The organism is uncultured Campylobacter sp. (assembly GCF_905373215.1).
Classification (GTDB): domain Bacteria; phylum Campylobacterota; class Campylobacteria; order Campylobacterales; family Campylobacteraceae; genus Campylobacter_B.
This window is the reverse complement of the sequence record NZ_CAJPRT010000004.1, coordinates 35081-58695: the sequence shown is the minus strand read 5'-3', so window position 1 is coordinate 58695 and position 23615 is coordinate 35081. Positions and strand designations below refer to the sequence as shown.

Sequence of the window (23615 nt, the reverse complement as noted above, 5' to 3'; positions counted from 1 at the left end):
TCACTCCTTCTCTAAATTTAGCGGCCTCATCGCAGGGAATAAAATCACGTCGCGGATCGATTTTTTATTCAGCAAAATCATCGCCAAGCGATCGATTCCAAGCCCCCAGCCGGTAGTCGGCGGCATCGCATAGCTAAGCGCGCGAACGTAATCCTCATCCATCTCGTGAGCTTCGTCGTCGCCAGCGTTTTTAGCGTCGATTTGAGCCTTAAATCTGGCGTATTGATCGAGCGGATCGTTCAGCTCGTTAAAGGCGTTTGCAAGCTCCTTGCCTGCGATGTAGAGCTCAAATCTCTCGGCTATCTGCGGATTTTCGTCGCTTCTGCGCGAAAGCGGGCTGATCGAGATCGGAAAATCCACGATGAAGGTCGGATTTATGAGCTTAGCTTCTACGTAATTATCAAAAAGTTCGCTCTGCAGGTGGCCTAGATCGAGCTTTTCATTGACTTCAAATTTATCGGCTTTGAGTTTGGCGATGATCTTTTCGCGATCATTTGCGATCTGCGGCTCGATGCCGCCTATCTGCGTAAGCGCGTCGAGATACTTTATGCGCGCAAAAGGCTTTGAAAAATCGATCTCGCGCTCATCGTAGGTTAAAATTTCGCCCAGCCCGAGCCTCTTAAATAGCGCTTTAAACAGCTCCTCGGTTAGGTTCATCGCGTCGTTATAATCATGCCACGCCCAGTAGAATTCTATACTGGTAAATTCCGGATTGTGCGTCAGATCCATACCCTCGTTGCGGAAGTTTCGGTTGATCTCAAAGACCGCCTCCATGCCGCCTACGACGAGGCGCTTAAGATACAGCTCCGGTGCGATACGCAGATAGCGATCGACGTCGAGGGCGTTGTGATGAGTGATAAAAGGCTTAGCGTTCGCGCCGCCTGCGATAGGGTGCATCATCGGCGTTTCGACTTCCAAAAATCCGTGCTTTTCAAAAAAGCTGCGGATCTCGCTAACGATGATCGAGCGCTTAATAAAATCCTCGCGGACCTCGGGGTTCATTATCATATCGAGATATCTTTGGCGGTAGCGCATCTCGATATCGACAAGGCCATGAAATTTCTCCGGAAGCGGGCAGATCGCTTTGGACGCGAGCGTTATTTTACTGGCATGGATCGAAAACTCGCCCGTTTGGGTGACGAAAGCGTATCCGCGCACCAAAATTATATCGCCTACTTCGAGATTTTTCTTAAATTTAGCGTAATCCTCCTCGCCGATGCTGTCGCGAGAGTAATAAATTTGAATATTGCCGCTTTGATCCTCTATGTTTGCGAAGGTGGATTTGCCCGCGACACGCTTTAGCTTTAACCTTCCGGCAAGGCTTACCTCCTCGCTCACTTTTTTATCCTCGGTATCTTTTATGTAGCCGAATTTCTCTTTAAACTCAGCTATGCTCATATCTTTTTTTAGAAAGTGCGGATAGGGATTAGCCCCTACATTCCGAAGTTCCGACGCCTTGTCTATCCTTTGGATCTCTAACTGGCTATCAAACAATCTACTTCCTTTTTGCCGCGCATTCAGGGCAAATTCCATACAGCTGCATCATGTGCCCCGTAAGCGTAAATCCGTGCTCTTTGGCGACGGCAAGCTGTTTTCGCTCAATAGTGGCGTCTTGAAATTCTATGATCTTATTGCAGCTTTTGCAGATTAGATGGTCGTGGTGAGGCTTGTTCGCAAGCTCAAATTTCTTGCCCTGTGCGCCAAATGAGATCGACGTCGCCATACCTGAATCCTCAAGCAAATTTAAGGTGCGATACACCGTCGCTATGCCTACGTTTAGCTCCGGAAATTTCGCTTTGATCTCGTTGTGAAGCGCCTCAGGCGTGAAGTGTTTGTTATTGTTATAAAGCGTGCGAAGCAAAACCTCGCGCTGCTTAGTATATTTTAAACCGCTAGCGGCAAGCGCCTTTTTAAACTCAACAATTAGAGCGTCAAACTCTAAATTTTCGATTTTTGCATTCATAATTTTGTCCTTTCTGTAGAATTTACTTCTGAACTGGCGTTAAAATCGCTAGGTTCAGTGCTTTGATTTTGATCCGAGTTCATACGGGCGGTAGAATTTTGATCTTTTAAGAGCTTATCATCCATCTTAGAACCGATGGAATCTAAGCTTTGTTTGATCTTCGGATCATCTTTGAGATTTAAAATCCAATTTCCGATTTTTAAGAAAATCGGCGCAGTTTCGCTGCTTTCAAAATACTTTTTAGTCTGTTCGTTCATCGACATAGGACCGCTTGCAAGCGTAACGATAACGGCAAAAATTAAGAAAATTTTACTTACGCTAAAAACGAAACCGCCGATCTTATCAACAAATCCGAGTCCGCTCCATTTAAAGAATTTTGAAATAATTTCACCTATAATCAGACACGAGATCCATACACCAAAAAGCACAGCGATAAAGCCGATGAGAACCTGCGTTGTATCGCCTGAAAGCACGCCGTTTGCATTCTGCAAAGCTGGAATTTTTGCTGCAATCCACTCGCCTGCCATAGTTTTATAGCGCATCGCGGCAAAAAGACCGCCGATGAGACCCAAAATTCCAAAAATTTCTTTTACGATGCCATTAGTGATACCGCGTAGTCCGAAGAGCACTACGAGTACCAAACAGCCGACATCGAACCAATTAATACCTTCCATCAAGCACCCACCACGCCTATTAGCTCTTGCAGGTTAGTCGAGTACCTAAACGCCGTGTCTTTTGAAATTTGATTTGCACGGATCGCTTTAACCATCGCTTGAGTTTGAGTTATCATACCGGTAGATTGCTGATTTAGCTGCATTTGAGAGTAAATCTGATGCACCTTGTTTTCGCGGATTAGATTCGCTACGGCATTGTTATTGAGCAAAATTTCATGGATCGCGATACGTCCACCGCCAAGCTTTGGCAAAAGCGATTGCGAAATGACCGCGGTAAGCGATACAGAGAGCATATTTCGCACTTGGAGCTGCTCGCCGCCATCAAAGCTATCGATAATACGGTTGATCGTCTGCATCGCGGAGTTGGTGTGTAGCGTACCAAATACCAAGTGACCGGTCTCAGCCGCGGTAATGGCGATCGAGATAGTCTCTCTATCGCGCATCTCGCCCACAAGGATAATGTCCGGGTCCTCACGCAAGGCAAATTTTAACGCATTAGCGTAGGAATGGGTATCGGTGCCGATATTTCTGTGAGAAAAAAGCGCTTTTTTATTGGTATGGACGAACTCAACCGGATCTTCAACGGTGATGATGTGCTTGCGCTCTTTTTCGTTGATCTCGTTTAGCATCGCAGCAAGAGTAGTTGATTTACCGCTACCGGTAGGCCCGGTAACCAAAATCATACCTTTTTCATGCTTAACTACCTCTTTAAAAATCGTAGGGGCTTTTAAATCGTCCAGACTAGGAATATCGATAGGAATAATACGAAATGCGGCAGCTAAATCGCCATTCATAGTGTAGTAGTAATTACCACGGAAGCGTCCGATATTAGGAAGCTCGATCGCAAAGTCAAGCTCTTTATTTTCCTCGAGCGCACTTTTTTGCGCATCGGTAATGAGCGCGTAGCAGATATACTCGATATCCGTGCCCTTAAGCGGGTCCATGGCAAGTGGGCGCAATGTTCCGTCGATGCGTATTTGAGGCGCCGAGCGCGAAACTAAGTGAAGGTCGCTCGCTTTGTTAAAAACGACGGTTTTTAGTAGGGTTTCGATATCTACTAAATTTCTTTGAACTTCTTCCATAAAATTCCTTTCAATCTATGATTTTCGGTACTACGAAGTAGCCGCCTTCGGACTGCGGAGCATGCTTTAAGACGCTTTCTGCGACGTCGCTTTTGCGTGGGATATCTTTGCGAAACGGAGTACCGCCTTTCAGCGTAGTGATAGCCGCCTCGCCGCTTTGTAAATCCAGCTCATTTAGAATTTCTACAAAATCTACGATATTATTTAATTGCCCTTTAAATTCTTCTCGCTTAGCATCTGGAATTTTAAGAGCGGATAGCCTTTCTAGCTTGCTTAGCAAGGTATCGTCTATTATCATAACTTTCCTTTTTCTGATAAATGCGACATTATATCATAAAAATTCTTTATCTTAGGCGGTATTTAAAATTTTTTATGCTACAATTACGCCGATTTTCTCAAATAAAGGACTAAGTTTTGGCTTTAAAAGACGACATCGAAGGCGTGAAAAAAGAGATTGGCACAGAAGAGCAGTTTCTAGAAAGCGTCATAAAAAGTGAAATTTTCGTAAAAAAATACAAAAAGCCGCTGATATTTTTGGCTGCGGTTTTGATCGTAGCATTTATCGGATATTACGCAAATGAATTTCTAAGCGATCGCCGCATAGCAAGTGCTAATGCGATCTATGACGAGCTGCTTAACAAGCGCGATGACGCTAAGCTAGCCGAGCTTAAGCAAAAAGATATAAATCTATACGCTCTTTATATTTTGCAAAACGGCTCTGCAGACGAGCGAGCGGCGCTAGAAAATGCCCAAGGCGTCGATGTTATGCTAAAAGAGATAATAAATCTACAAAACGGCAAACAAGGCGGGGTGCTACTCGCCGATTACGATTCTTTGCTTAAGGGCTACGACCTGCTAAAAGAAGGCAAAATCGAACAAGCTCACGCAGAGCTAGATAAAATTCCGCTCAACTCACCCGTTCGTCAAATCGCACTTGCTTTGAAACACTATGGAGGCAATAAATAATGAAAAAAACGCTAATATTTACGCTTTTACTATCGTTTTTATTTTTAGGCTGCTCGACGAAGCGCCAGTATTTTGAACCCAGCGACGAAAACATCACAGGTGATATGAAATTTAACGGCTCACTGCCATCAGAAATCGTAGCGGTTAGTAAAGACGGCGCGACACTAAAAGACGGCGAAGTCATCTCTAAAAACGGCTTGGTGAAAAATTTTAAAGTCTTAAAAAGCGAGAAATTTTTAGGCGAATATGACGGAAATTTCGTCGTAACCGACATCAATGGCACGCTTAAAGTAGTTAGTGGCACAGGCGCTGTAAAATTTGAAAAAGCCCTCGGCAGACAAGCGCTCAGTGCAAATATACACGGCGATGATTTGGCTTTAGTGATGAGCGATGATTCGATCATGCTTATCAAACTAAGCTCGGGCGCAGTGGTGCTCGATCATAAAGTAGGCGATGCGTTCGCAATCGATTCGCGCGTAGCGTCACCGCTATTTATCAACCAACTTATCGCTTATCCTGCGCTAGACGGACTAGTCAGCATCGCAGAAAACGTAGGTGGGCGCTCGGCACGCGATTTTGTCGTGAGTAACCAGCCGTTTTTTAACAACATTATCGCCTTGGAAAATAAAGGCGATAACCTTTATGCCGTAACTGCCACTAGGCTAATGCTGGTAAGTCCTGTGGGCAATAAAAATCATAACGTAGACATCAAAGACGTGATTTTTAGTGGCGATAGAATTTATCTTTTCTTAAAGGACGGCAGAGTCGAGCTACTAGATCGCGGGCTAAATTTGATCAAATCGCGCAAATTCACCTTCGCGCAATTTAGTGGCGCGCTGCTTAGCGGCGGCTATCTGTATATCATCGAGCGTAATGGCTACGTCATCCGCGTGGACGAAAATTTAGAAGGCCAGGCGATCTACGAGCTAAATGGCGAGTTCGAGGATAAGTCTTTTATCGCAGGCAGCTCGTTTTACTACGACGATAAAATTTTAAATTTTGATGCTAGATAAAATTTCAAAACTATGCGTTCGCGAAGACCTTTTGCTTCAGAAATTTCAAACGCTAGATATCGCTAGCTTCACGCGCTCGCGCTCATATGGCGCGTATTTCGGCGTGGATCTGAAAAGTTACAACGTCCTTTTATTTATGCGCGACGCAAAATCTCGCTTTGTGATGCGCGACGCGGAATTTCTACTCTCGCTCGCAAGCGACATTAGTGCAAGCCTAGGCAAGGTCGTGAAAAAGCGCGTGCTGTTTTACAACTCGCAAATGTGCTCTAAAAGCGCGAAATTTTTAAAAGAAAACGGATTTAGCCTCTATGCTTTTGTGTGACGTGGGAAATTCCAGAGTTAAATTTTATAAAGGCGGCGTAACGCAAAGCATGCCCATAGCGGAATTTATGCGGTACGAGCCGAAGGAGCGAATTTTTTTCATTAGCGTCAATGATAGCGTGAAAAAAAAGCTGAAAAACCCTCTATTTGTCGATCTGGCGCCGCACTTTGAACTAAAAACCGCCTACCGCGGGCTCGGGATCGACCGCATAGCGGCGTGCTCGGCCGTAAACACCGGCATCGTCGTCGATGCGGGCAGCGCAATCACCGTGGATTTGATGTTTAAAAGCTCGCACCTAGGCGGATTTATAATGCCTGGTATCGGCACGCTTTTAAAGTCGTTTGCGAGCATCGCGCCGGTGCTGGACGTGACGCTTTCAACCAATATCGATCTGGATCCGCTGCCACAAAAGACCGCAAGTGCCGTAAACTACGGGATTTTAAAGCCGATCGTGCTTACGATCGAAAACATCGCGGGCAATAATAAAATTTACTTCACGGGCGGCGACGGAGCCTATCTGATGCGGTATTTTCGCAACTCGATCTATGAAAAGGATCTGATCTTTAAATCGATGGTAAGCTTGATCGCAAAAAAAGGGCTTGCATGATAACCATAGCCCTACCAAAAGGCCGCATAGCCGACGATACGCTTAAAATTTTTAAAACCATTTTCGGGCTTGATTTTGCTTTCGAGGATCGCAAACTCATAATGCAAAAGGGCGATTTTAAATTCCTCTACGTCCGCAACCAAGATATCCCTACTTACGTTATGGGAGGCGCGGCAGATATCGGCGTAGTGGGGCTTGACGTGCTTGAGGAGCATCGCCCGGACGTGCTTACACTGCTCGATCTTAAAATCGGAAAATGTCGCGTCTGCGTGGGCGTGCATGCGGGCACCCAGCTAAACTACGGCGCTCCGAGCCTAAAAATCGCTACGAAAATGCCCAACATCACTCGCGAATACTTCGCCTCCAAGGCCGTCGCCGTAAATATCATTAAACTCTACGGCTCGATCGAGCTAGCCCCGCTCATAGGGCTTGCCGACGCTATCGTCGATGTCGTGGAGACCGGCGCTACGATGAAGCAAAACGGGCTGCAACCCGCAGAAACCATAATGCAAAGCTCCGCGCACCTCATCGCCAACAAAAGCAGCTTCGTGCTAAAGCGCGATGAAATTTTAAATTTAAGAGATAAACTAGCCCGCACGATCGCTTAAATCCTCGCTTGCCCGCCGCACGGTTTTTGCAACTGGCGCGGCATATTTTGCGTGAGAATCATCACCACTTTGGCGCGCTGTCGTTTAAAAAACCGCTGCTGCGTATAGAATTTACGGCAGCAACCAACCGCACCGATTAAATTTAAACCAACCTGCAAATTTGATTTATCAAGAAGCGGAAGCGCTGTCGAGCCGCGCAGCATAAAATTTCAAATTTCTATCGCTACAAATTTTAAAATTTAGCCCTAAATTTGCAGCTCGTAGAATTCCGAAATTCTAAAACTCCACGGCTCGGAATTTCAAAATTTCAAAATCTCTCTCCGTATTTTGCGCAGTCAAATTTCAAAATTTTGCAAGTTCTAAATTTAGGCTCAAGTTCCCACGGCTTGGAAACGGCAGAATTTCGGAATTTCAACTCGAATTTGAAATTTGTCGTGCCGCATATGGGCTAGCACAACAATACATGCTCTGCCGAGGCACGGCGAGCTATTATTGCGGCAACTCAAGCGGCGCGCGCTATAAGCCTTGCCGACGCAATAAAGCAGAAGCGGTTTATGTGTTTGTAAATTTATAGCACATAAAATTCCGTCGCGATAAACGCAATAAATTTAGATATCGCGGACGATCTGCGTGATTACGATTCTTATGTGTCGCGCAGTAAATTTTGCACGCGACAAATTTTGGAACAAACAGCTTGCCTCTTATCGCAACCGCGCCAAAGTCTAGGCTCTCTGCGCGCTCAGATACCTCTTACGTGCGGCACAACAAGCAAGAATAAATTTTAACCGACCTAGCGTGGCGATAGAACCGCTACCCCGCCTACGCCGCGATAATTTCGCGTACCTTTTCGGTAAAATTATCGCTCACGATGTATTCGGTCGGATAAACGAGCACTTCGCTGCCGTTGCGAATCCGTAGAATTAGGCGCTTGGTGTTTTTCAGCGCCGTGTCGCAAAATGCGAGATGGTAAATTTTATAAATTTTCTCGCGACTTAGCTCGCCTAAGCTTAGCTCAAACTCGAAATCCTGCGCGTTTTTGCGCTGTGCCTCGCGCTCTTTGCGCGCCTTAAAAGCGGGATCCTCCGAGCCAAAACCGCCCCTTCTCTCCGCGAAATTTCCTCCGCCGAAGCCGCCAGCTCGTTCGCCGCCGAAGCCGGAATTACCGCCGTTAAAGCCCCCGCGCTCCCTACCGCCGAAACCTCGCACCTTGCTAGGTACGTAGCCGTCGATATTCTGCGCGGCATCTAGGGTTAAAATTTCATCCAGATAGATTTGATATTTCCCGCCGTAAGGGGATGTATTTTTGCTAAGCCGCACCCAAAACGCCATCGGGCGCTCCAGCTCCGCGTCCGTTAGCGCAGTGACCGCATCACAAATATCGCCGAATGCGCTCATCTCGAAGCTTCCCGAAAGATCGAGCACCGTGAGATTTGCCATCTGCTTGCCCGATTTAGTCGTGCGCGCAAAGACGTTTTCGATCTTGCCGACGCACAAAATTTTAACGCTCGCATCCTCGTCGCCCACCAGTTCGTCGAATTCGTTCGATTTAGTATGTGTAATCGCTCCAAGCTGCGCGGCATAGGCCTTGAGTGGATTCTCGCTCAAAAATACTCCCGCGCGCGGACGGAAGCTCGCATCGCGGGCGTTTTGCAGGCTCATCATCGAAAGAAACGACAACTGATACGCCGCGCCGCCGACCGCGCTTTTTGAAATTTTGATCATAAAGGCGTACGGTCGCTCCCTCTCCTGCGGGCTTAAACTCTCGATCGCCTTTAGCGCGTTATCGAACACCGCGAGCTCGAAGCTGCCGTGCAGATCAAGCACGTTTAAAATCCCCATTTTTTTGCCCGTTTTCGTCATGCGCGTGGACAGATCCTCGATCCGTCCTACGCTAAGAACCTCGGCGCTATCGCCGTCGATCTCGCTAAATGCCGAGGATAGCGTGTAGTCAATGCCGTCCATCTCCTCTTTGTAATCATCCAGCGGATGCCCCGAGAGATACACGCCCACAGTCTGCTGCTCAAATTTCAAAATTTCGCCCTGCGGAAATTCCTTATCGGTATCGACGAAGCTTACGCTCATGCCGCTCGTCATATCCTCATCCTCTCCAAAAAGCGAGCTTGCGGCGTCCTTTTTAATCTCGGTGATTTTTTTCATCACGTCTAGGATATTTTCCATATTCTGAATCATCGCTAATCGACTCTTGCCCAGACAATCCATCGCGCCTGCGTAGATCAGCGACTCGATGACCTTTTTATTGACGCGGAAATTATCCACGCGCGAAGCAAAATCGTCGATGCTTTGAAATTTAGCCTCGCTTTGAAGCTCTAAGATATTCTCGATCGCGGCACCGCCCACGCCCTTAATCGCGCCGAGGCCGTAGATGATCGAGGTGCCCGATTTGGAGTTTTCGTCGTCCACGACGCTAAAGCCCCTTAAACTTTGATTGATCGACGGCGGCAAAAGCCCGATGCCTAGGCGGCTCGCCTCGTCGATATACTTTGAAATTTTATCGGTGTTGCCCTCTTCCGAAGTAAGCAGCGCCGCCATAAACTCCGCCGGATAGTAGGTCTTAAGATAGGCTGTTTGAAAGGTGATCATCGAATACGCCGCGGCATGGGATTTGTTAAAGCCGTAGGAGGCAAATTTCATAATCAGATCAAATAGCTCATCCGCCTTAGCTACGTCAAAGCCCAGCTCTTTAGCGCCGCTTAGATACTGCTCGCGCATGTGAGCGAGCTTCTTCTCATCCTTTTTACCCATCGCGCGGCGCACCAGATCGGCATCGCCCAAGCTAAAGCCGCCTACCTTCTGCACGATCTGCATGACCTGCTCTTGATAGACGATGATGCCATATGTTGGCTCTAAAATTTCTTTTATCTCGGGGAAAATATAGCTTGCTTTTAGCTCGCCGTGTTTGATCCTGATAAAATCAGGGATTAGTTCCATCGGCCCCGGGCGGTAGAGCGAGATCATCGCGATGATATCCTCGAAGCGGTCGGGGCGCAGGTTCATCGCCAGATCCTGCATGCCCGCACCCTCGATTTGGAAAATCCCTAGCGTGTTGCCGCTTTGAATCGTTTTGTAAGTGCGCGGATCGTTAAAGTCTATCTCCTCCCAAACTATGTCGCGATTATAGCGGCGCTTGACGAGCTTGATGGCGTTATCGATCACATCGAGGTTTTTAAGGCCAAGGAAGTCAAATTTTATCAGATCGACGTCCTCGAGATAGTTTTTGGTGTATTGCGTTACTAGGCGCGCATCCTCGCCCTTATCCTGCTTAAATAGCGGTGCTTTGTTCCACAGCGGCTCGTTTGAGATCACCACTCCCGCGGCATGCATGCCTGCGTTGCGATTTAGCCCTTCAAGGCCCAGCGCAAACTCCCAAACCTGCTGTGCGATCGGATCTGCATCGATAAATTCCTTCAGCTTCGGCTCGGCGTCGTAAGCCTGCTTGAGCGTGATGCCGAGCTTGTCGGGGATCAGCTTTGCCATCTTATCGGCCTGCGAAAGCGGCATATCGCAGACGCGAGCCACGTCGCGAATAACGCCGCGCGCGAGTAGCTTACCAAAGGTCGCAACCTGCGCGACGTTGTATTTGCCGTACTGATCGATGACGTAGTCGATCACCTCGCCTCTGCGCGCCTGGCAAAAATCCACATCGATGTCGGGCATCGAGATACGCGACGGATTTAAAAATCGCTCGAAAAGCAGATTATACGGGATCGGATCGAGGTCGGTAATGCGAAGCGCATACGCGCAGATGCTACCCGCCGCAGAGCCGCGACCTGGGCCAACCGGGATATCGTGATCCTTCGCCCAGTTGATGAAATCCTGCACGATTACCATATAGCCCGAAAAATGCATGTTTTTAATAATGGCAAGCTCCTTTTCCAGGCGCTCGCGATAAATTTCGTGTTTCTGTGGATTGATAAATTTAAGGCGCTCTTTAAGCCCCTCGCGGCAGAGATGATCGAATAAAAAATCATCGTTTGCAAAGCTATAGCGCTCCGAGGGCTGTGGCAACGAAAGCCCGAGCCTAGCGGCGTATTCGATCGTAAATTTAAAATTCGGCGGCGTGGGCGCGTAGTCCTTCTCGTCGAAGGCAAATTTGAGATTGCACTTTTGCACGATCTCGGCGGTATTTTCGATCACTTCGGGGATGTCCGCAAAAAGCCGCCTCATCTCCTCGTCGCTTTTTACGTAAAATTCTGAAACGACGTGTTTTAGGCGGTCGCCGTCGTTGATCGTCTTGCCCATCGAGATGCACTGATAGACGTCGTGAGCCTTGGCGCGGTCCTTGCGCGCGTAGTGAGCGTCGTTCGTGGCGATGATCTTGACGCCGATTTCGCGCGAAAGGCGGATGAGGTCTTTATCGACATTTAACTGCTCACCGATGCCGTGGCGCATGATCTCAAGATAAAAATCCTCGCCGAAAATTTCCTTATACTCAAGCGCCGCTTTTTTCGCCGCTTCGTAGCCGCCCGCGCCGCGCTTTAAATTTCGCTCGCTTCTATTTAGATGAAATTCCACCTCGCCCGCTAGGCACGCCGAGGAGCAGATGAGACCCTCGCTGTGCTCTTTTAAAATTTTTTTATTGATCCTCGGGTAGTAATAGAAGCCGTCTAAAAACGCGCGCGAGCTAAGATACATTAAATTTTTATAGCCCGTCTCGTTTTTGGCAAGCAGTATCAAGTGGTAGCGCTGGCGGTCGCTTTTATCGCCGATATCGTCGTGGTTGTGCAGGTAGGTCTCGATGCCGATGATCGGCTTGATGCCGTGCTTTTTCATCGTCTGATAAAAGTCTATCGCGCCGAACATATTGCCGTGGTCGGTGATCGCGCACGCCTTGGTGCCGCGGCTCTGTAAAAGCTCGGCGAGCTCGCTTACTTTATTCGCGCCGTCTAGCAGCGAATACTCGGTGTGAAGGTGCAGGTGGGTGTAGTCGCTCATTTTTGGTCCTTTTTTGATTTGGAGATTATAGTAAATTCGGGCTTTAGAAACGGTCAAATTTAGTGGAATTTTAGCTTAAATTTCAGCACGAAATTTTACAAGTAAATTTTATTACGGAATTTTACTTCGGAGGTTTTATATTCTGGATCTTACGGATTAAATTTTGACAAAATTTTAAGTTTAAAATGCTGTGATGAAATTCCACTATCATAAAATTCCGCCTCGATGGAATTTTGAGCTAACGCAATTCCGCAAAATTCTATGACTTAAATCATCGTAAAATTTTGCGGTTTAAAATTCCGCTTGCAAAGCCTTGCGGCTCTATGATCTTGAGAATTCCACGATCGCTTTGGCAAGCTCTCTAGTAGGATCGACGAAAATTTTATCGCTTTTGATTAACGGCAAAAATAGCGGCAGCTCGGTGCAGGCAACGACGTAAATATCAGCATCGATTTTGCCTAGCAAATTCTCAAAAGCCCCCACGTATTCGGCAGTCTTGCCCGCTTTAACACCTTTGTAGATGCAATCCATCAAAACCGCTTGATTTTCTTCGCCAAGCTCCACGCTGATTAGCCCCGCTTCTTTGAGCGGATCGTCGTAAATTTTAGCTTTTTTTGTACCAATAGTGGCTAGCACAGCGATTTTATGGGCGTTTGGATAATTTTTGCGGATCGCTTTTACGGTGACCTCAGCGATATGAATTAGCGGGATTTCCGCCGCAGCTTCTACATCGTCTGCGAAAAAATGCGCCGTGTTGCACGCCATCGCAAACGCCTTGCAGCCTGCATTTTTGAGCCTAACGGCGCTCTCGCTTAGGCGCGGAAGCGGATTTTCACCTTTGCCTAAGATAAATGCCGTGCGATCTTCAATCTGCGGATAGCTATCAATTACAAGCGGAATATTTTCTTGATCGCTTCCCGCAGCAGTCTCTTCTATAATCTTCATATACAGATCCGCACTCGCTAAAGGTCCCATTCCACCGATAATTCCAACTCTTTTCATAGCTCGTCCTTTCTAAATTTTACTTGGGCTAATTTTCCCACTTACTCATATCCATTTCGTTTTCGCTCTTTGCGACGTAGATCGACGCCACAACATCGCCCGTTACGTTCATCGAGGTTCGCCCCATATCCAAAATCGCATCAATGCCTAAAATCATTCCGTAAGCGATCGCTACATTACCGCTTACCTTGACGCCGATAGATTCGAGCACTAAAAGCAGCATCAGCGCACCAGCTCCCGGAACTCCGGCAGTTCCGATCGCCGCAAGCATCGAAGTGATGATGATCGTGAGGTAGTGGCTGCTATTTAGATCGATACCGCAAGCATTAGCGATAAAGAGCGTGCACACGCCCAAATACACGGTCGTGCCGTTCATATTCACCGTAGCGCCCACGGGCAAAACAAAGCCGTAGATCGCCTTTGGAATTCCCATATCTTCGGCGGTTTGCATCGTAATCGGAAGCGTGCCGTTGGAGCTGCGGGTAACAAAAGCCGTAAGCATCGGCGGACGCACTTTTTTAAGGAATTTAATCGGGCTAACTCCGATAAGCATACAAATAACGCAATAAACCGCAAATACTTGAATCGCAAGTCCCACGTATAGGGTAATCGTGACATTTAATAGCGAGCTGAAAGCCTCGATACCGCTTTTATTAAACACTACAAACATTAGCGCAAAAACGCCAATTGGTGCGTATTGCATTACCCAGTGCACGACCTTAAACATAATCTCGCTCATTCCATCGAAAAAATTATAAACCGTATCAGCGGAATTTTTAATACGAGCATCACTACTGTCGCGGCAAAACGCAAGCCCTACGCCAAGAAATAAGCAAAACGCGATAATCGGCAAAATTTCGCCCTTGGCTATGGAATCAAAAGGATTCGTAGGAATTATATTAAGCAAAATTTTACTCATACTAGGCGCGTTCGCTGCCTTTTCGACAGCCTTGGACGTATCGCTTAGATCAAGCCCGCTACCTGGAGAAAATACAAACGCACACGCTAGACCGATGACGATCGCAAAAAGCGTCGTTATAGCGTAAAATATGATCGCCTTAACGCCTACTTTGCCCAGGTGCGCGGGCGAGATGCTGCTCGTGCCCACGATGAGCGAGCAGATGATGATAGGCACCATGATCATCTTTAAAAGCCGCACGAAAAGATCTCCCAAAGGCGTTAAAATCGCCACCCACGTGGTATCACCCACCGGCATATTTTTAGGTAGTAACATACCAATCGCAGAGCCCAACACTAAAGCGATAATGATGCGCCAAAGCAAGCTTGAGTTAAAATAAAAGGCTAAAATTCCGCCTTTTTTCGTTTGATTTTCTGACATGGACATCTCCCTGCACTAAGAATTTTAACGGAATTCTACCGCAACTTGCCATAAAATAAAATTTAATCGGTCGCCAAATGAAAGTTAAATTTGAAAATTCAATCGCGAGCTTGCCGCATTTTAAAGCTGAAATTATGCGGCAAGCTTTGTCTTTTGAAGTTATGAAGCGGAATTTCAAAGGAAAAACGACGCATGAAATTTATAGAATTTTGCGGATTTTGATGTAGTGAAAAGCAAAAAATTTTGTGGTGGTGGGCTCACTAGGACTTGAACCTAGGACCATCCGGTTATGAGCCGGATGCTCTAACCAACTGAGCTATGAGCCCGCCAGCGGTGAAAAAGAAATGTGATTTTACAAAAATAATCTTAAAACGGCGTTAAAATTCTAACCGCGTAATTTTATGGAACTTAGACCCGTCCAAATCGTGGCTAAATTTCACACCAAAGCACACAACTTTATCTGATTCCCGATCAGATCACTTTCGTGCGCACAAGGCGGCGTAAATTTAAGACGAAATTTTATATAAAATTTCAGGGCTCTTAAATCCGCCGCCATAATCTAATCCACTCTTAAATCGCGTGAATTAATAGCTTTTTTTCACGCTAATAGGCTCCGATAGCATTTTAGGGACTCCCGGTAATTCATACGCTCCCCGGCAGATATTATTTTCGGCATCGGGACCTTTTGCGATGGTGATCGTTTTATTTTCGCCGTCCACGCTGATTAGGAAGCATTTATCTCCCTTTGTGCTTTTAAGATATGCGGAATTCGCTCCGTTGGGCTCTAGCGGAACATTCGTCATAACCGAAAAATCGGATGCGAATTTGCCTTGAGAGATATAGTAGGCGTCCAGATCGTATTTAACGGTAATTAAATTTGTCGCCAACTTAGAGATCTCCGCATCATCTCTAGTAGTCAGCCCCGGTTCCGCAATCGCTACTGCAGGCAAGGCAATCGCTACGATACAAACTGTAGCTATTATCGTCGCTACGGATACTTTTTGGGACGTTACGTCATATTCACAGTTTTGTAGCGGCACTGCAGCGACGGCAAGCGAGCTTTTATTTTTGCGCACCATATCGCTAGTAAAGGGTAAAAATAGAAATTTGCCGTATTCCATAAGACCCAATCCCGCGGGAACGATCCGACTAAAACGGTTAAAGATCGAACCCGATAAATAAGTTAAGATAGCCAAGATCCAACCACCTAGAAAAAACCAAATAATGTTGCCTAGAATACGCATATTTTACCTCTCTATAAATTATGTAAATCAAGCAAGCCGCCTGCTACAGACGTTGCACAGCCCACCATTGCTTTTTTGCGGAGTATTTGATGCGACCTGCACGCTATGCCGCACAAAACGAGTCTTGTACGCGCAAAATTTTCCATGCGCAAAACAACTACGGAATGATAAGGGATGGGGTTTAACGATTGGCAACAAACGCTTTTCATCGATAAAATTTTAGTATGCAAATAACTGCGGCAAGGGTGTTTAAAAAAATTTAAATTTGTTTTAAAAATATTAGAAATTCTAAAATTTCGACGCCGAAATTTTAGAATTTCATAAATTTTATAAAATTTGCAGATCAAAATTTTAAAATTTTTACAGTACAGAAAAGCGAATTCTTAAAATTTTGCTATAGCTTTTAGTGTAAAATCTTCCTAATTGGGATACAAGATAGAAATTCCAAATCAAATTTTCGCAACATGAAGCGCTTCCTTAATTATGAATTTAAAATTTTAAACGCTACACAGTGCGGCATATTTCTGCCGAGATAAAATTCGCAAGCAAAATTCCAACCTCGCAAACTCAAAAGCATACGGCAATTACTTCTTGAAATTTTAGCACCGCTTACCCGTAGACTAATATTACGTTGCTTTATAGAATTTAGACCTCACGACGCAAGCTCCTCGCACTGCAAACTCGCTTCGTGCTCTCGCCATAGCCGCGATCCGTCCACACGCCGCTATAGCGTCTCGTCGCCGTCTTGGTTTTGAAGCGCATCCGCTTCGCCATCCGCCGCAATCGCCTCGAGACTTAAAATTTCATCGACGTCCTCCAGCTGCGCTACGCCGCTTCCGGCGATGCTTCTGATGCTTGCGTGCATCGCGATCGCGCCGTCTCGCGCACGCGCGATCTGTTTTTCGCGCTGTTTCCAGATACGCTCCATCGCGTTGCGCTCCTTATTTAGACTCTCTTGCATGCCGACGAATGCCGAGACGATCGTCTTTATCTGGTTTGCAAACTCGGGCGAGGTCAGATAGTCGTAGAGCATCGCCGTTTTGCTATCTTGATTTTGCCCCGATCTTTTGGCAAAAGCAAGCGCCACGACATGTTCGCGCAAGACGGCGCAAAGCCCCTTAAATTCCTCAAACGAACAGATCCAGATGCTAGCATCGCTCGGCGCTTGATGCAGCCTAGGGCTGTGAGGCGGCATCTGCTCGGTTACTATAACGCCGATCTGCGCGCCCTCACCTATCATATCGTCTTTGAGTTTGTCGATCCATTTGGGCTCGAAGCTTTTCGTGCGCTTGCTCTCGTATAAAATTTTACCGCAGCCCGCAAACTCCCTCGTATGCACCATCTGCACGCAGTCTGCGCCGCGCGCGCCCTTTTTGACCTCATCTATCTCGTCCAAAGGAAAATTTAGCCGCAGATACTCCTGCAGCGCGAGCTCCTGCACCTCGCCCTGAAGCTGCTGTGAGCCCACCTCCGAGCGGCGCTTAAGCTCGTTTATTTGGCCGATTAGGCTTTGGATCTGCTCATCTTTTTGGCGGAATTTCAGCTCGTTTTCCTGCGAAATTTGCTTCGAAAGCCGCTCGCGCTCTTGGTTTACGCGGTTGGTTAGCTCGATCTCGGATTTGGCTTTATTCTCGGCTTCAAGCTCGCTAAATTTACGCTTTTGCGCCTCCATTTCGGCCTTTATTAAATTTAGCTCGGAAATTCTTTGCGATTTTTCTTGCAGCTCCTTTTGTAAAATTTCAAATTTCGCCGCGTTTTCGCTCTCGATCTGAGATTTTGCAAGCGCTAAAATTTTCTCCCGCTCGCTGTTTAGCGCGGAATCGGTCGCCGCTTTTACGCGCTGCTCGAAGGCGTTTTCCTTCGCTTGCAGCTGCGCCAGATGCTTCGCGTACTCCTCGCGCTTAGCGGCGATCTCGGCTTCAAATTTAAACGTGGCTTCGTTTTGCTGCTGCTGCCACTTTCGCTTCTGTTGCAAAATTTCATCTTCAAATTTAGCCTTGATATCGCGCTGCAGCGCCTCGTCTATATCGATCTGAAAGCCGCAGTGCGGGCACTTTACGTTAGCCATCTTTGCCTCTTAAACTTTGCTCTTTCATCTTTTCAAATTCCTGCGAAATTTGCGCGGCATTGGGCTCATCCGCCATCTTATCGAGCACGGAGTTGTAGCGATTTACGAGCAGTATTGCAAGTGCCGAAAAGCAAAAGCCCGGTAGCAGCTCGTAAACGATCGCCGAAAGCCCCGATAAGATCCAGCAAATGACCGTGATACCGCCTACGAGCATACCCACCAAAGCCGAGAGCGCGCTCATTTTTTTAGAATACAGGCTGAAAAGCAGTACCGCTCCAAAGCTCGCGCCAAATCCCGCCCAAGCGTTTCCGACGACGTTTAGCACCGTATCGTTTGAGCCGAACGCCAAGATCGCGGCGACTGCGGCGATGATCACGACGGCGATACGGCTGCTTAGCGTCTGCGTGCGCTCGCTCACCTCTTTTTTATAAAACGCGAAGATAAAATCCTTCGTAACCGCGCTCGCACTTACTAAAAGCTGGCTTGAGATGGTGCTCATAATCGCCGCCAGCACCGCAGAGATTATCACGCCTAGGATAAATGGGTGAAAGAAAATTTTACCGAGCTCTAGAAAAATTTTTTCGGGATCGTCTATGCTAAGACCTTTTTGCGAAAAATACACAAAGCCGATAAGACCGCTAAGCATCGCGCCTACTAGCCCTAGCACCATCCACGAAATTCCGATGCGGCGCGCGCTATCAAGCTCGCGCGAGCTTCTAATCGCCATAAAGCGCACTATGATGTGCGGCTGCCCGAAGTATCCGAGCCCCCAAGCAAGCAAGCCCAAAACACCCAAGAAGCTTTGATTGTAAAATAGATCGAGGTGGCTCGCGCCGTAGAGCCGCACCTGCGCGAAAAAGGAGCTGTCCGCAGGGATCTGCAGCGCGCGGTAAGAAAACAGAGGGATTAAAATAAGCACCGCAAACATCAGCGCGCCCTGAAACGCGTCCGTGATCGCGACGGCCTTAAATCCGCCGAAAAAGGTATAAAACACGACGATTAAGATCGTAGCGACCGCGCCGTAGGTAAAGCTTAGCCCGAAAAAGCTCTCAAAGGTCTTGCCGCCGGCGATGATGCCGCTGCTAACGTAGAGCGTAAAAAATATGATGATCAAAAGCCCCGAGATGATGCGAAGCGTCTTGGTGCGGTCTTTGAAGCGGTTTTCTAAAAAATCCGGGATCGTGACGCTGTCGCTTGCTACCTCGGTGTAAATTCTAAGCCTTTTTGCAAGAAATTTATAATTGCACCACGCGCCCACGCAAAGTCCTAGGGCGATCCAGATATTGCAAATCCCCGTTGCGAACATCGCGCCCGGCACCCCCAAAAGCATCCAGCCGCTCATATCGCTAGCGCCCGCGCTAAGCGCCGTTACGAATGGGCCTAGGCGGCGATTATCGAGCAGATACTCGCTTAAGCTCGCATTCTTGTCATAATAATACCTACCTATAAAAATAAGCGCGCCGAAATATATCGCGATTGCGCAATAGGTCCAAAAGCTCATCGTTGCCTCCTTTTAAAAAAGCTAATTTTACTCTATTTCAAATAAAATTTTACTTTCGGAATTTAGCCAGATTTTAACGAAATTTTAGTATTCTTGCCGTTTAAATTTTAAGAAAAAGGCGCCTTGGTTGAACGAGAAAATTTTAAAGGTCGTATTTGTTTTGACTGTAATCGCCGTGGGGCTTTATTTCACCTATCCCGAACTGAGCGAAGCGCAAAAAATTTCATACGCCAAAAGCTACGGCATCACTCTTATTTTGACCTCCGGCGGCATCGTGATCGGTATCGCATTAGGATTTATGCTGGCATTTTTAAAATTTCTAAACAATAAATTTCTAAGCTTCATTATCGACGAATACGTAGACATCATCCGCGGAACTCCAATCGTTATCCAGCTTATGGTGTTCGTGTTTATTATCTTTGCTACGTGGAGCAATAATATCGCAGCTGCGATCTTTGCGCTGGGGCTTAATAGCTCAGCTTACGTCGCGGAGATCGTGCGCGGCGGCATAAATAGCGTCGATAGCGGCCAGATGGAAGCTGCGCGCGCGATGGGGCTAGGTTACGGCACGGCGATGAAAGAGATCGTCTTTCCGCAGGCGATAAAAAATATCCTGCCTGCGCTTGCGAATGAGTTTATTAGCCTATTTAAAGAGACCTCGGTCGTGGGTCTCGTAGCAATTACTGATCTTACGTTTTTTTCAAAAAGCATGCAGGCTGCGCTTTATACCGTCCAGCCGATACTTTTTGCCGCAGTACTTTACTATACAAGCGTGAAATTTTTCTCGTTTTTAGTAAAAATGCTAGAAAGTAGGTTAAACCGCAATGATTGAAATATCAAATTTAACCAAATCCTACGGCAATTTATCAGTGCTAAAAGGAATTTCAAAGAGCATAAATAAAGGCGATATCGTAGCGATCATCGGTCCAAGCGGCGGTGGTAAATCGACCTTTTTGCGTTGCTTAAATTTGCTTGAAATTCCAAGCGGCGGCACTATTAAAATAGACGGCGAGGATATTACCGATAAGCACACTGATATTAATAAAATTCGCCGCAAAGTTAGTATGGTGTTTCAGCATTTTAACCTCTTTGCAAATAAAAACGTATTAGAAAATTTAACTCTAGCGCCCATAAAAGCGGGTATCTATACTAAAGAACAAGCCTACGCAAAAGCAGAGGAGCTGCTGCAAAAGGTCGGTCTTAGCGATAAGGCCTATACTTATCCGCACAAGCTTAGCGGTGGGCAAAAGCAACGCATCGCAATCGCTAGAAGTTTGGCGGTAAATCCGGACGTGATTTTATTCGACGAGCCCACTTCGGCGTTAGATCCCGAGATGATCGGCGAGGTGTTAGGTATAATGAAAGAGGTCGCCAAAGAGGGCATTACGATGCTTGTAGTAACGCACGAGATGGGCTTTGCACGCAATGTCGCGAATAGGATTTTTTTTATGGAGGGCGGCAAAATCGCTGTGGACGATACGCCTAAAAACGTATTTGAAAATCCGCAAAACCCGAGATTAAAAGAATTTTTAAATAAAATTTTAAACCACTAAAGGAGAGGGAAATGAAAAAATTTATGAGATTTCTAGTTGCGGGCGCTTTGCTTTGCGGCTCGCTGGTCGCTAAGGACATCACCAAAGATACGCTCATCGTAGGCACGAACGCCGAGTATCCGCCGTTTGAGTTCGTGGATGAAAACTCGAAGGTTACCGGCTTTGATATGGATCTGGTAGCCGAGCTTGCAAAGCGAGCGGGCGTGAAATATGAAATTTTAAATATGAGCTTTGACGGGCTAATCCCTGCGATTAAAAGCGGCAAGATCGATATGATCGCCTCGGGTATGAGCGCGACGCCGGCTCGTAAAAAGGCGATCGATTTCACAAATCCTTACTACAAGGTCGAAAATTTATATGTCAAACGTAAGGACGATAGCTCGTTAAATTCCAAAGCCGACTTGCAGGGCAAGCGCCTTGCCGCGCAGCTAGGCACTATTCAGGAGCTTGCGATCAGAGACATCAAAGGCGCCGAGGTTAGCGCCACGGAGAACGTTTTTGTAGCCGTTATGTCGCTGAAAAACAAAAAGATCGATGCGCTTTGCGTGGATTCGTCCGTGGGCTACGAGTATCTTAAGAAAAATGACGATCTAACCGCATTTTTTAAAGAATCCGACGGCAGCGAGGGCTTTTCGATCGCATTTGATAAGGGCAAATATCCCGAGCTACTCGCTAAATTTAATACAGCTCTTGAGGAGATGAAAAAGGACGGCAGCTACGAAAAGCTTTTGGAAAAGTATAATTTAAAATAATCCGCAAAATTTAGGCGCAAATTCCTCTCATAGAATTTGCGCCGCCTAAGAGGAATCCTATGAAAAAGATATTTTTAGCACTTGCCATTTTGCTCTGCACACAGAGCTTTGCGGAGCAAAAAGATAGATACGGCATCGCCGCATTTGCAGGTCTTGGCGATGACGGCAGAACCTTCGTTTTTACCTTTAGAAAAGCTCAAAAAGATCGCTTCTTTCCATGCGACTTAAAAAATTTAAACATAATCGCCGCGGGCGCTTCTAGGTGCATAACGGACGCTAAGGAGCTAAGGAAATTCGACAAAGAATATAAAAAAGCTCTTGAGTCCGTGATAAAACCTGGCAAGCGCTACTACGTAAATTTAATCGATCGCGGCAATGACGCCTATGTCTGCGACGCAAGCGATCCTAAAAGCAATCTGCGATTGGACCTAGTGGCGGCGGGATTTGCCGTGCCGACAACCGACGATAGTGAACTTCTTTTAAAAGCCGCTGAGGAAGCCAAAGGGGCTAAACGCGGAATGTATAGCGCAAAATTTTGGGATGTTACTAACTGCATTCTAAACGGCATGCCGATGCCGAAAAAAGATAGATGAGCGAAATTTACGCGCTTAGCGACGATGTCTTAACGCCGCCGCAAACTATCTTTTCGCAGATAGATGAAATTTTGCGCTGCGGCGTAAAGCTCGTGCAGTATCGCAGCAAGCTCGCCGCGCAGGATGAAGCTTTAATCCGCTCTCTTATCGGTCTTTGCGAAGATTACAACGCCAAGCTCATCATCAACGACGATGCCACGCTTGCCAAAAAGCTTGGCGCACATGGCGTGCATATCGGAAAGGACGATGGTGAGGCGGCGCAGGTGCGCGAGTTTTTAGGCGCAGATAAGCTCATCGGCGTTAGCTGCTATGCTGATCTTGCTCGCGCGCAAAAGGCCGAGGCGCAGGGCGCTAGCTACGTAGCCTTCGGCTCACTAAGGCGCGGCAAAACAAAGCCTAATGCGCCGCTTTGCCCCGATGCGCTCGTGCAAGAGGCGCGAAAATCTTTAAACCTCCCAATCGCCGTAATCGGCGGGATCAGCTTAGAAAATTTAAATGAAATTTTAGCTCTCAAGCCCGATTATATCGCGATGGTAGAGGCGATCTACAGACCCGCTTCGATCACGCAAAATTTAGCAAATTTAAAGGAAAAAATGGATGAATATATTTGACGCCGTGATTTTAGGCATCGTCGAGGGGCTAACGGAGTTTCTGCCTGTAAGCTCGACCGGGCACATGATCCTAGCAGCGAAACTGATGGGCTTACAGCAGACCGATACGCTTAAATGCTTCGAGGTCGTTATCCAGCTAGGCTCGATCTTAGCGGTCGTGGCGATGTTTTACAAGCGGCTTTTAGTCGATTTTAAGCTTTGGTGCAAGCTCGTCGTGGGCTTTATCCCTACCGCCACGATCGGATTTTTGCTCTATAAAAGCATCAAATCTCTATTCGCGCCGCAGACCGTCGCCTACGCGCTGATCGGCTGGGGCATTATTTTTATCGCGGTCGAGCTCTTTCGCAAGGCGCGCCCTAGGGAGAATGAACTGGAGCATCTGGATCAAATTTCATACGTTCAGGCCTTCATCATCGGGCTTTCGCAATGTTTTGCGATGGTGCCTGGCACTTCGCGCAGCGGCGCCACTATCATCGCAGGGCTTTTGTGCGGGCTAAGCAGAAACCTAGCCGCGCGCTTTAGCTTCCTACTCGCGATCCCTACGATGTTTGCGGCGACTTTTTACGACACCTATAAAAATTTAGACACCTTCGCGCAAAACTCCGACAATATCACGACCTTTCTCATAGGCGGCGCAGTGGCGTTCGTCGTGGCGCTTGCGGCGATCAAGCTATTTCTAAGCTTCGTTTCGAAGTTCGATTTCATCCCGTTTGGAATTTATAGAATTCTAATCGGCATCGTCTTTTTCATCTTCGTTTTTTAAA

General features: G+C 47.0%; 23 protein-coding genes and 1 tRNA gene. 12 read left to right on the top strand and 12 right to left on the bottom strand.

Annotated elements, in window-relative coordinates; genetic code table 11:
- From lysS to gatC, 5 genes are read right to left on the bottom strand one after another with little or no spacing between them, the layout of a single operon-like run.
- A complete protein-coding gene (lysS, locus tag QZ176_RS03155; protein ID WP_295151194.1) occupies positions 1 to 1494 on the bottom strand; it encodes a lysine--tRNA ligase in 1494 nt (497 codons plus the stop codon).
- A 1-nt stretch (position 1495) separates the two neighbouring features.
- Positions 1496 to 1963, bottom strand: coding sequence for a Fur family transcriptional regulator (locus tag QZ176_RS03150; RefSeq protein WP_005871221.1), 468 nt, complete (start codon positions 1961 to 1963; stop codon positions 1496 to 1498).
- Positions 1960 to 2637 (bottom strand): CvpA family protein, encoded by a 678-nt coding sequence (locus QZ176_RS03145; protein WP_295151193.1) that lies wholly within the window; start codon positions 2635 to 2637, stop codon positions 1960 to 1962. The genes QZ176_RS03150 and QZ176_RS03145 overlap by 4 nt, the downstream gene beginning before the upstream one ends.
- Positions 2637 to 3719, bottom strand: coding sequence for a type IV pilus twitching motility protein PilT (locus tag QZ176_RS03140; protein ID WP_005871218.1), 1083 nt, complete (start codon positions 3717 to 3719; stop codon positions 2637 to 2639). The genes QZ176_RS03145 and QZ176_RS03140 overlap by 1 nt, the downstream gene beginning before the upstream one ends.
- Positions 3720 to 3729: 10 nt before the next feature.
- Complete coding sequence (gatC, locus tag QZ176_RS03135; RefSeq protein ID WP_295151191.1) at positions 3730 to 4017, bottom strand: Asp-tRNA(Asn)/Glu-tRNA(Gln) amidotransferase subunit GatC; 288 nt, start codon at positions 4015 to 4017, stop codon at positions 3730 to 3732.
- A gap of 116 nt (positions 4018 to 4133) precedes the next feature.
- On the opposite strand from gatC, the gene QZ176_RS03130 reads away from it, so the two are divergent.
- The 6 genes from QZ176_RS03130 to QZ176_RS03105 all read left to right on the top strand — a co-directional run bounded on the left by QZ176_RS03130 (position 4134) and on the right by QZ176_RS03105 (position 7687).
- Positions 4134 to 4685, top strand: coding sequence for a hypothetical protein (locus tag QZ176_RS03130; RefSeq protein WP_295151190.1), 552 nt, complete (start codon positions 4134 to 4136; stop codon positions 4683 to 4685).
- Positions 4685 to 5698: an L-seryl-tRNA selenium transferase gene (locus QZ176_RS03125; RefSeq protein ID WP_295151188.1), complete on the top strand. Its 1014-nt coding sequence runs from the start codon at positions 4685 to 4687 to the stop codon at positions 5696 to 5698. Before QZ176_RS03130 ends, QZ176_RS03125 begins: the two co-directional genes overlap by 1 nt.
- A gap of 31 nt (positions 5699 to 5729) precedes the next feature.
- Positions 5730 to 6020 (top strand): hypothetical protein, encoded by a 291-nt coding sequence (locus tag QZ176_RS03120; RefSeq protein ID WP_295151186.1) that lies wholly within the window; start codon positions 5730 to 5732, stop codon positions 6018 to 6020.
- Entirely contained in the window at positions 6007 to 6627 is a 621-nt protein-coding gene (locus tag QZ176_RS03115; RefSeq protein ID WP_295151184.1) for a type III pantothenate kinase, read from the top strand. The genes QZ176_RS03120 and QZ176_RS03115 overlap by 14 nt, the downstream gene beginning before the upstream one ends.
- Positions 6624 to 7235: an ATP phosphoribosyltransferase gene (gene hisG / locus QZ176_RS03110; RefSeq protein ID WP_295151183.1), complete on the top strand. Its 612-nt coding sequence runs from the start codon at positions 6624 to 6626 to the stop codon at positions 7233 to 7235. Before QZ176_RS03115 ends, hisG begins: the two co-directional genes overlap by 4 nt.
- A 251-nt stretch (positions 7236 to 7486) precedes the next feature.
- Positions 7487 to 7687 (top strand): hypothetical protein, encoded by a 201-nt coding sequence (locus QZ176_RS03105; protein WP_295151182.1) that lies wholly within the window; start codon positions 7487 to 7489, stop codon positions 7685 to 7687.
- A gap of 367 nt (positions 7688 to 8054) precedes the next feature.
- Here the strand turns inward: QZ176_RS03105 and dnaE are convergent, their stop codons facing one another.
- The 7 genes from dnaE to putP form a co-directional block, all read right to left on the bottom strand.
- Complete coding sequence (gene dnaE / locus QZ176_RS03100; RefSeq protein WP_295151180.1) at positions 8055 to 12188, bottom strand: DNA polymerase III subunit alpha; 4134 nt, start codon at positions 12186 to 12188, stop codon at positions 8055 to 8057.
- A gap of 321 nt (positions 12189 to 12509) precedes the next feature.
- Positions 12510 to 13190, bottom strand: coding sequence for an amino acid racemase (locus tag QZ176_RS03095; protein ID WP_295151179.1), 681 nt, complete (start codon positions 13188 to 13190; stop codon positions 12510 to 12512).
- 28 nt (positions 13191 to 13218) lie between these two features.
- Positions 13219 to 14529 carry a dicarboxylate/amino acid:cation symporter gene (locus QZ176_RS03090; RefSeq protein WP_295151177.1) on the bottom strand — a complete coding sequence of 437 codons (1311 nt, stop codon included), beginning with the start codon at positions 14527 to 14529 and terminating at the stop codon, positions 13219 to 13221.
- Between the two features lie 249 nt (positions 14530 to 14778).
- A tRNA-Ile gene (locus QZ176_RS03085) sits at positions 14779 to 14855 on the bottom strand.
- 258 nt (positions 14856 to 15113) lie between these two features.
- Positions 15114 to 15773, bottom strand: a complete 660-nt coding sequence (locus QZ176_RS03080) for a YccF domain-containing protein (protein WP_295151175.1) — start codon at positions 15771 to 15773, stop codon at positions 15114 to 15116.
- A gap of 724 nt (positions 15774 to 16497) precedes the next feature.
- Entirely contained in the window at positions 16498 to 17841 is a 1344-nt protein-coding gene (locus tag QZ176_RS03075) for a DUF2130 domain-containing protein (protein WP_295151173.1), read from the bottom strand.
- On the bottom strand, positions 17834 to 19342 hold the full coding sequence (gene putP / locus QZ176_RS03070; protein WP_295151171.1) for a sodium/proline symporter PutP: 1509 nt from the start codon (positions 19340 to 19342) through the stop codon (positions 17834 to 17836). The genes QZ176_RS03075 and putP overlap by 8 nt, the downstream gene beginning before the upstream one ends.
- 169 nt (positions 19343 to 19511) lie before the next feature.
- Between putP and QZ176_RS03065 the strand changes: the two genes are divergently transcribed.
- The 6 genes from QZ176_RS03065 to QZ176_RS03040 are packed head-to-tail and all read left to right on the top strand — an operon-like array spanning position 19512 to position 23614.
- Complete coding sequence (locus QZ176_RS03065; RefSeq protein ID WP_295151303.1) at positions 19512 to 20174, top strand: amino acid ABC transporter permease; 663 nt, start codon at positions 19512 to 19514, stop codon at positions 20172 to 20174.
- Positions 20167 to 20895, top strand: coding sequence for an amino acid ABC transporter ATP-binding protein (locus QZ176_RS03060; RefSeq protein WP_295151169.1), 729 nt, complete (start codon positions 20167 to 20169; stop codon positions 20893 to 20895). Before QZ176_RS03065 ends, QZ176_RS03060 begins: the two co-directional genes overlap by 8 nt.
- Positions 20896 to 20906: 11 nt before the next feature.
- On the top strand, positions 20907 to 21647 hold the full coding sequence (locus tag QZ176_RS03055; RefSeq protein WP_295151167.1) for a basic amino acid ABC transporter substrate-binding protein: 741 nt from the start codon (positions 20907 to 20909) through the stop codon (positions 21645 to 21647).
- A gap of 59 nt (positions 21648 to 21706) precedes the next feature.
- The gene (locus QZ176_RS03050) at positions 21707 to 22240 is read left to right on the top strand and encodes a hypothetical protein (RefSeq protein ID WP_295151166.1); all 534 of its coding nucleotides are present in this window, start codon (positions 21707 to 21709) and stop codon (positions 22238 to 22240) included.
- Positions 22237 to 22851, top strand: a complete 615-nt coding sequence (thiE, locus tag QZ176_RS03045; RefSeq protein ID WP_295151165.1) for a thiamine phosphate synthase — start codon at positions 22237 to 22239, stop codon at positions 22849 to 22851. The genes QZ176_RS03050 and thiE overlap by 4 nt, the downstream gene beginning before the upstream one ends.
- Entirely contained in the window at positions 22838 to 23614 is a 777-nt protein-coding gene (locus tag QZ176_RS03040) for an undecaprenyl-diphosphate phosphatase (RefSeq protein ID WP_295151164.1), read from the top strand. The genes thiE and QZ176_RS03040 overlap by 14 nt, the downstream gene beginning before the upstream one ends.
- Position 23615 lies beyond the last annotated feature (1 nt).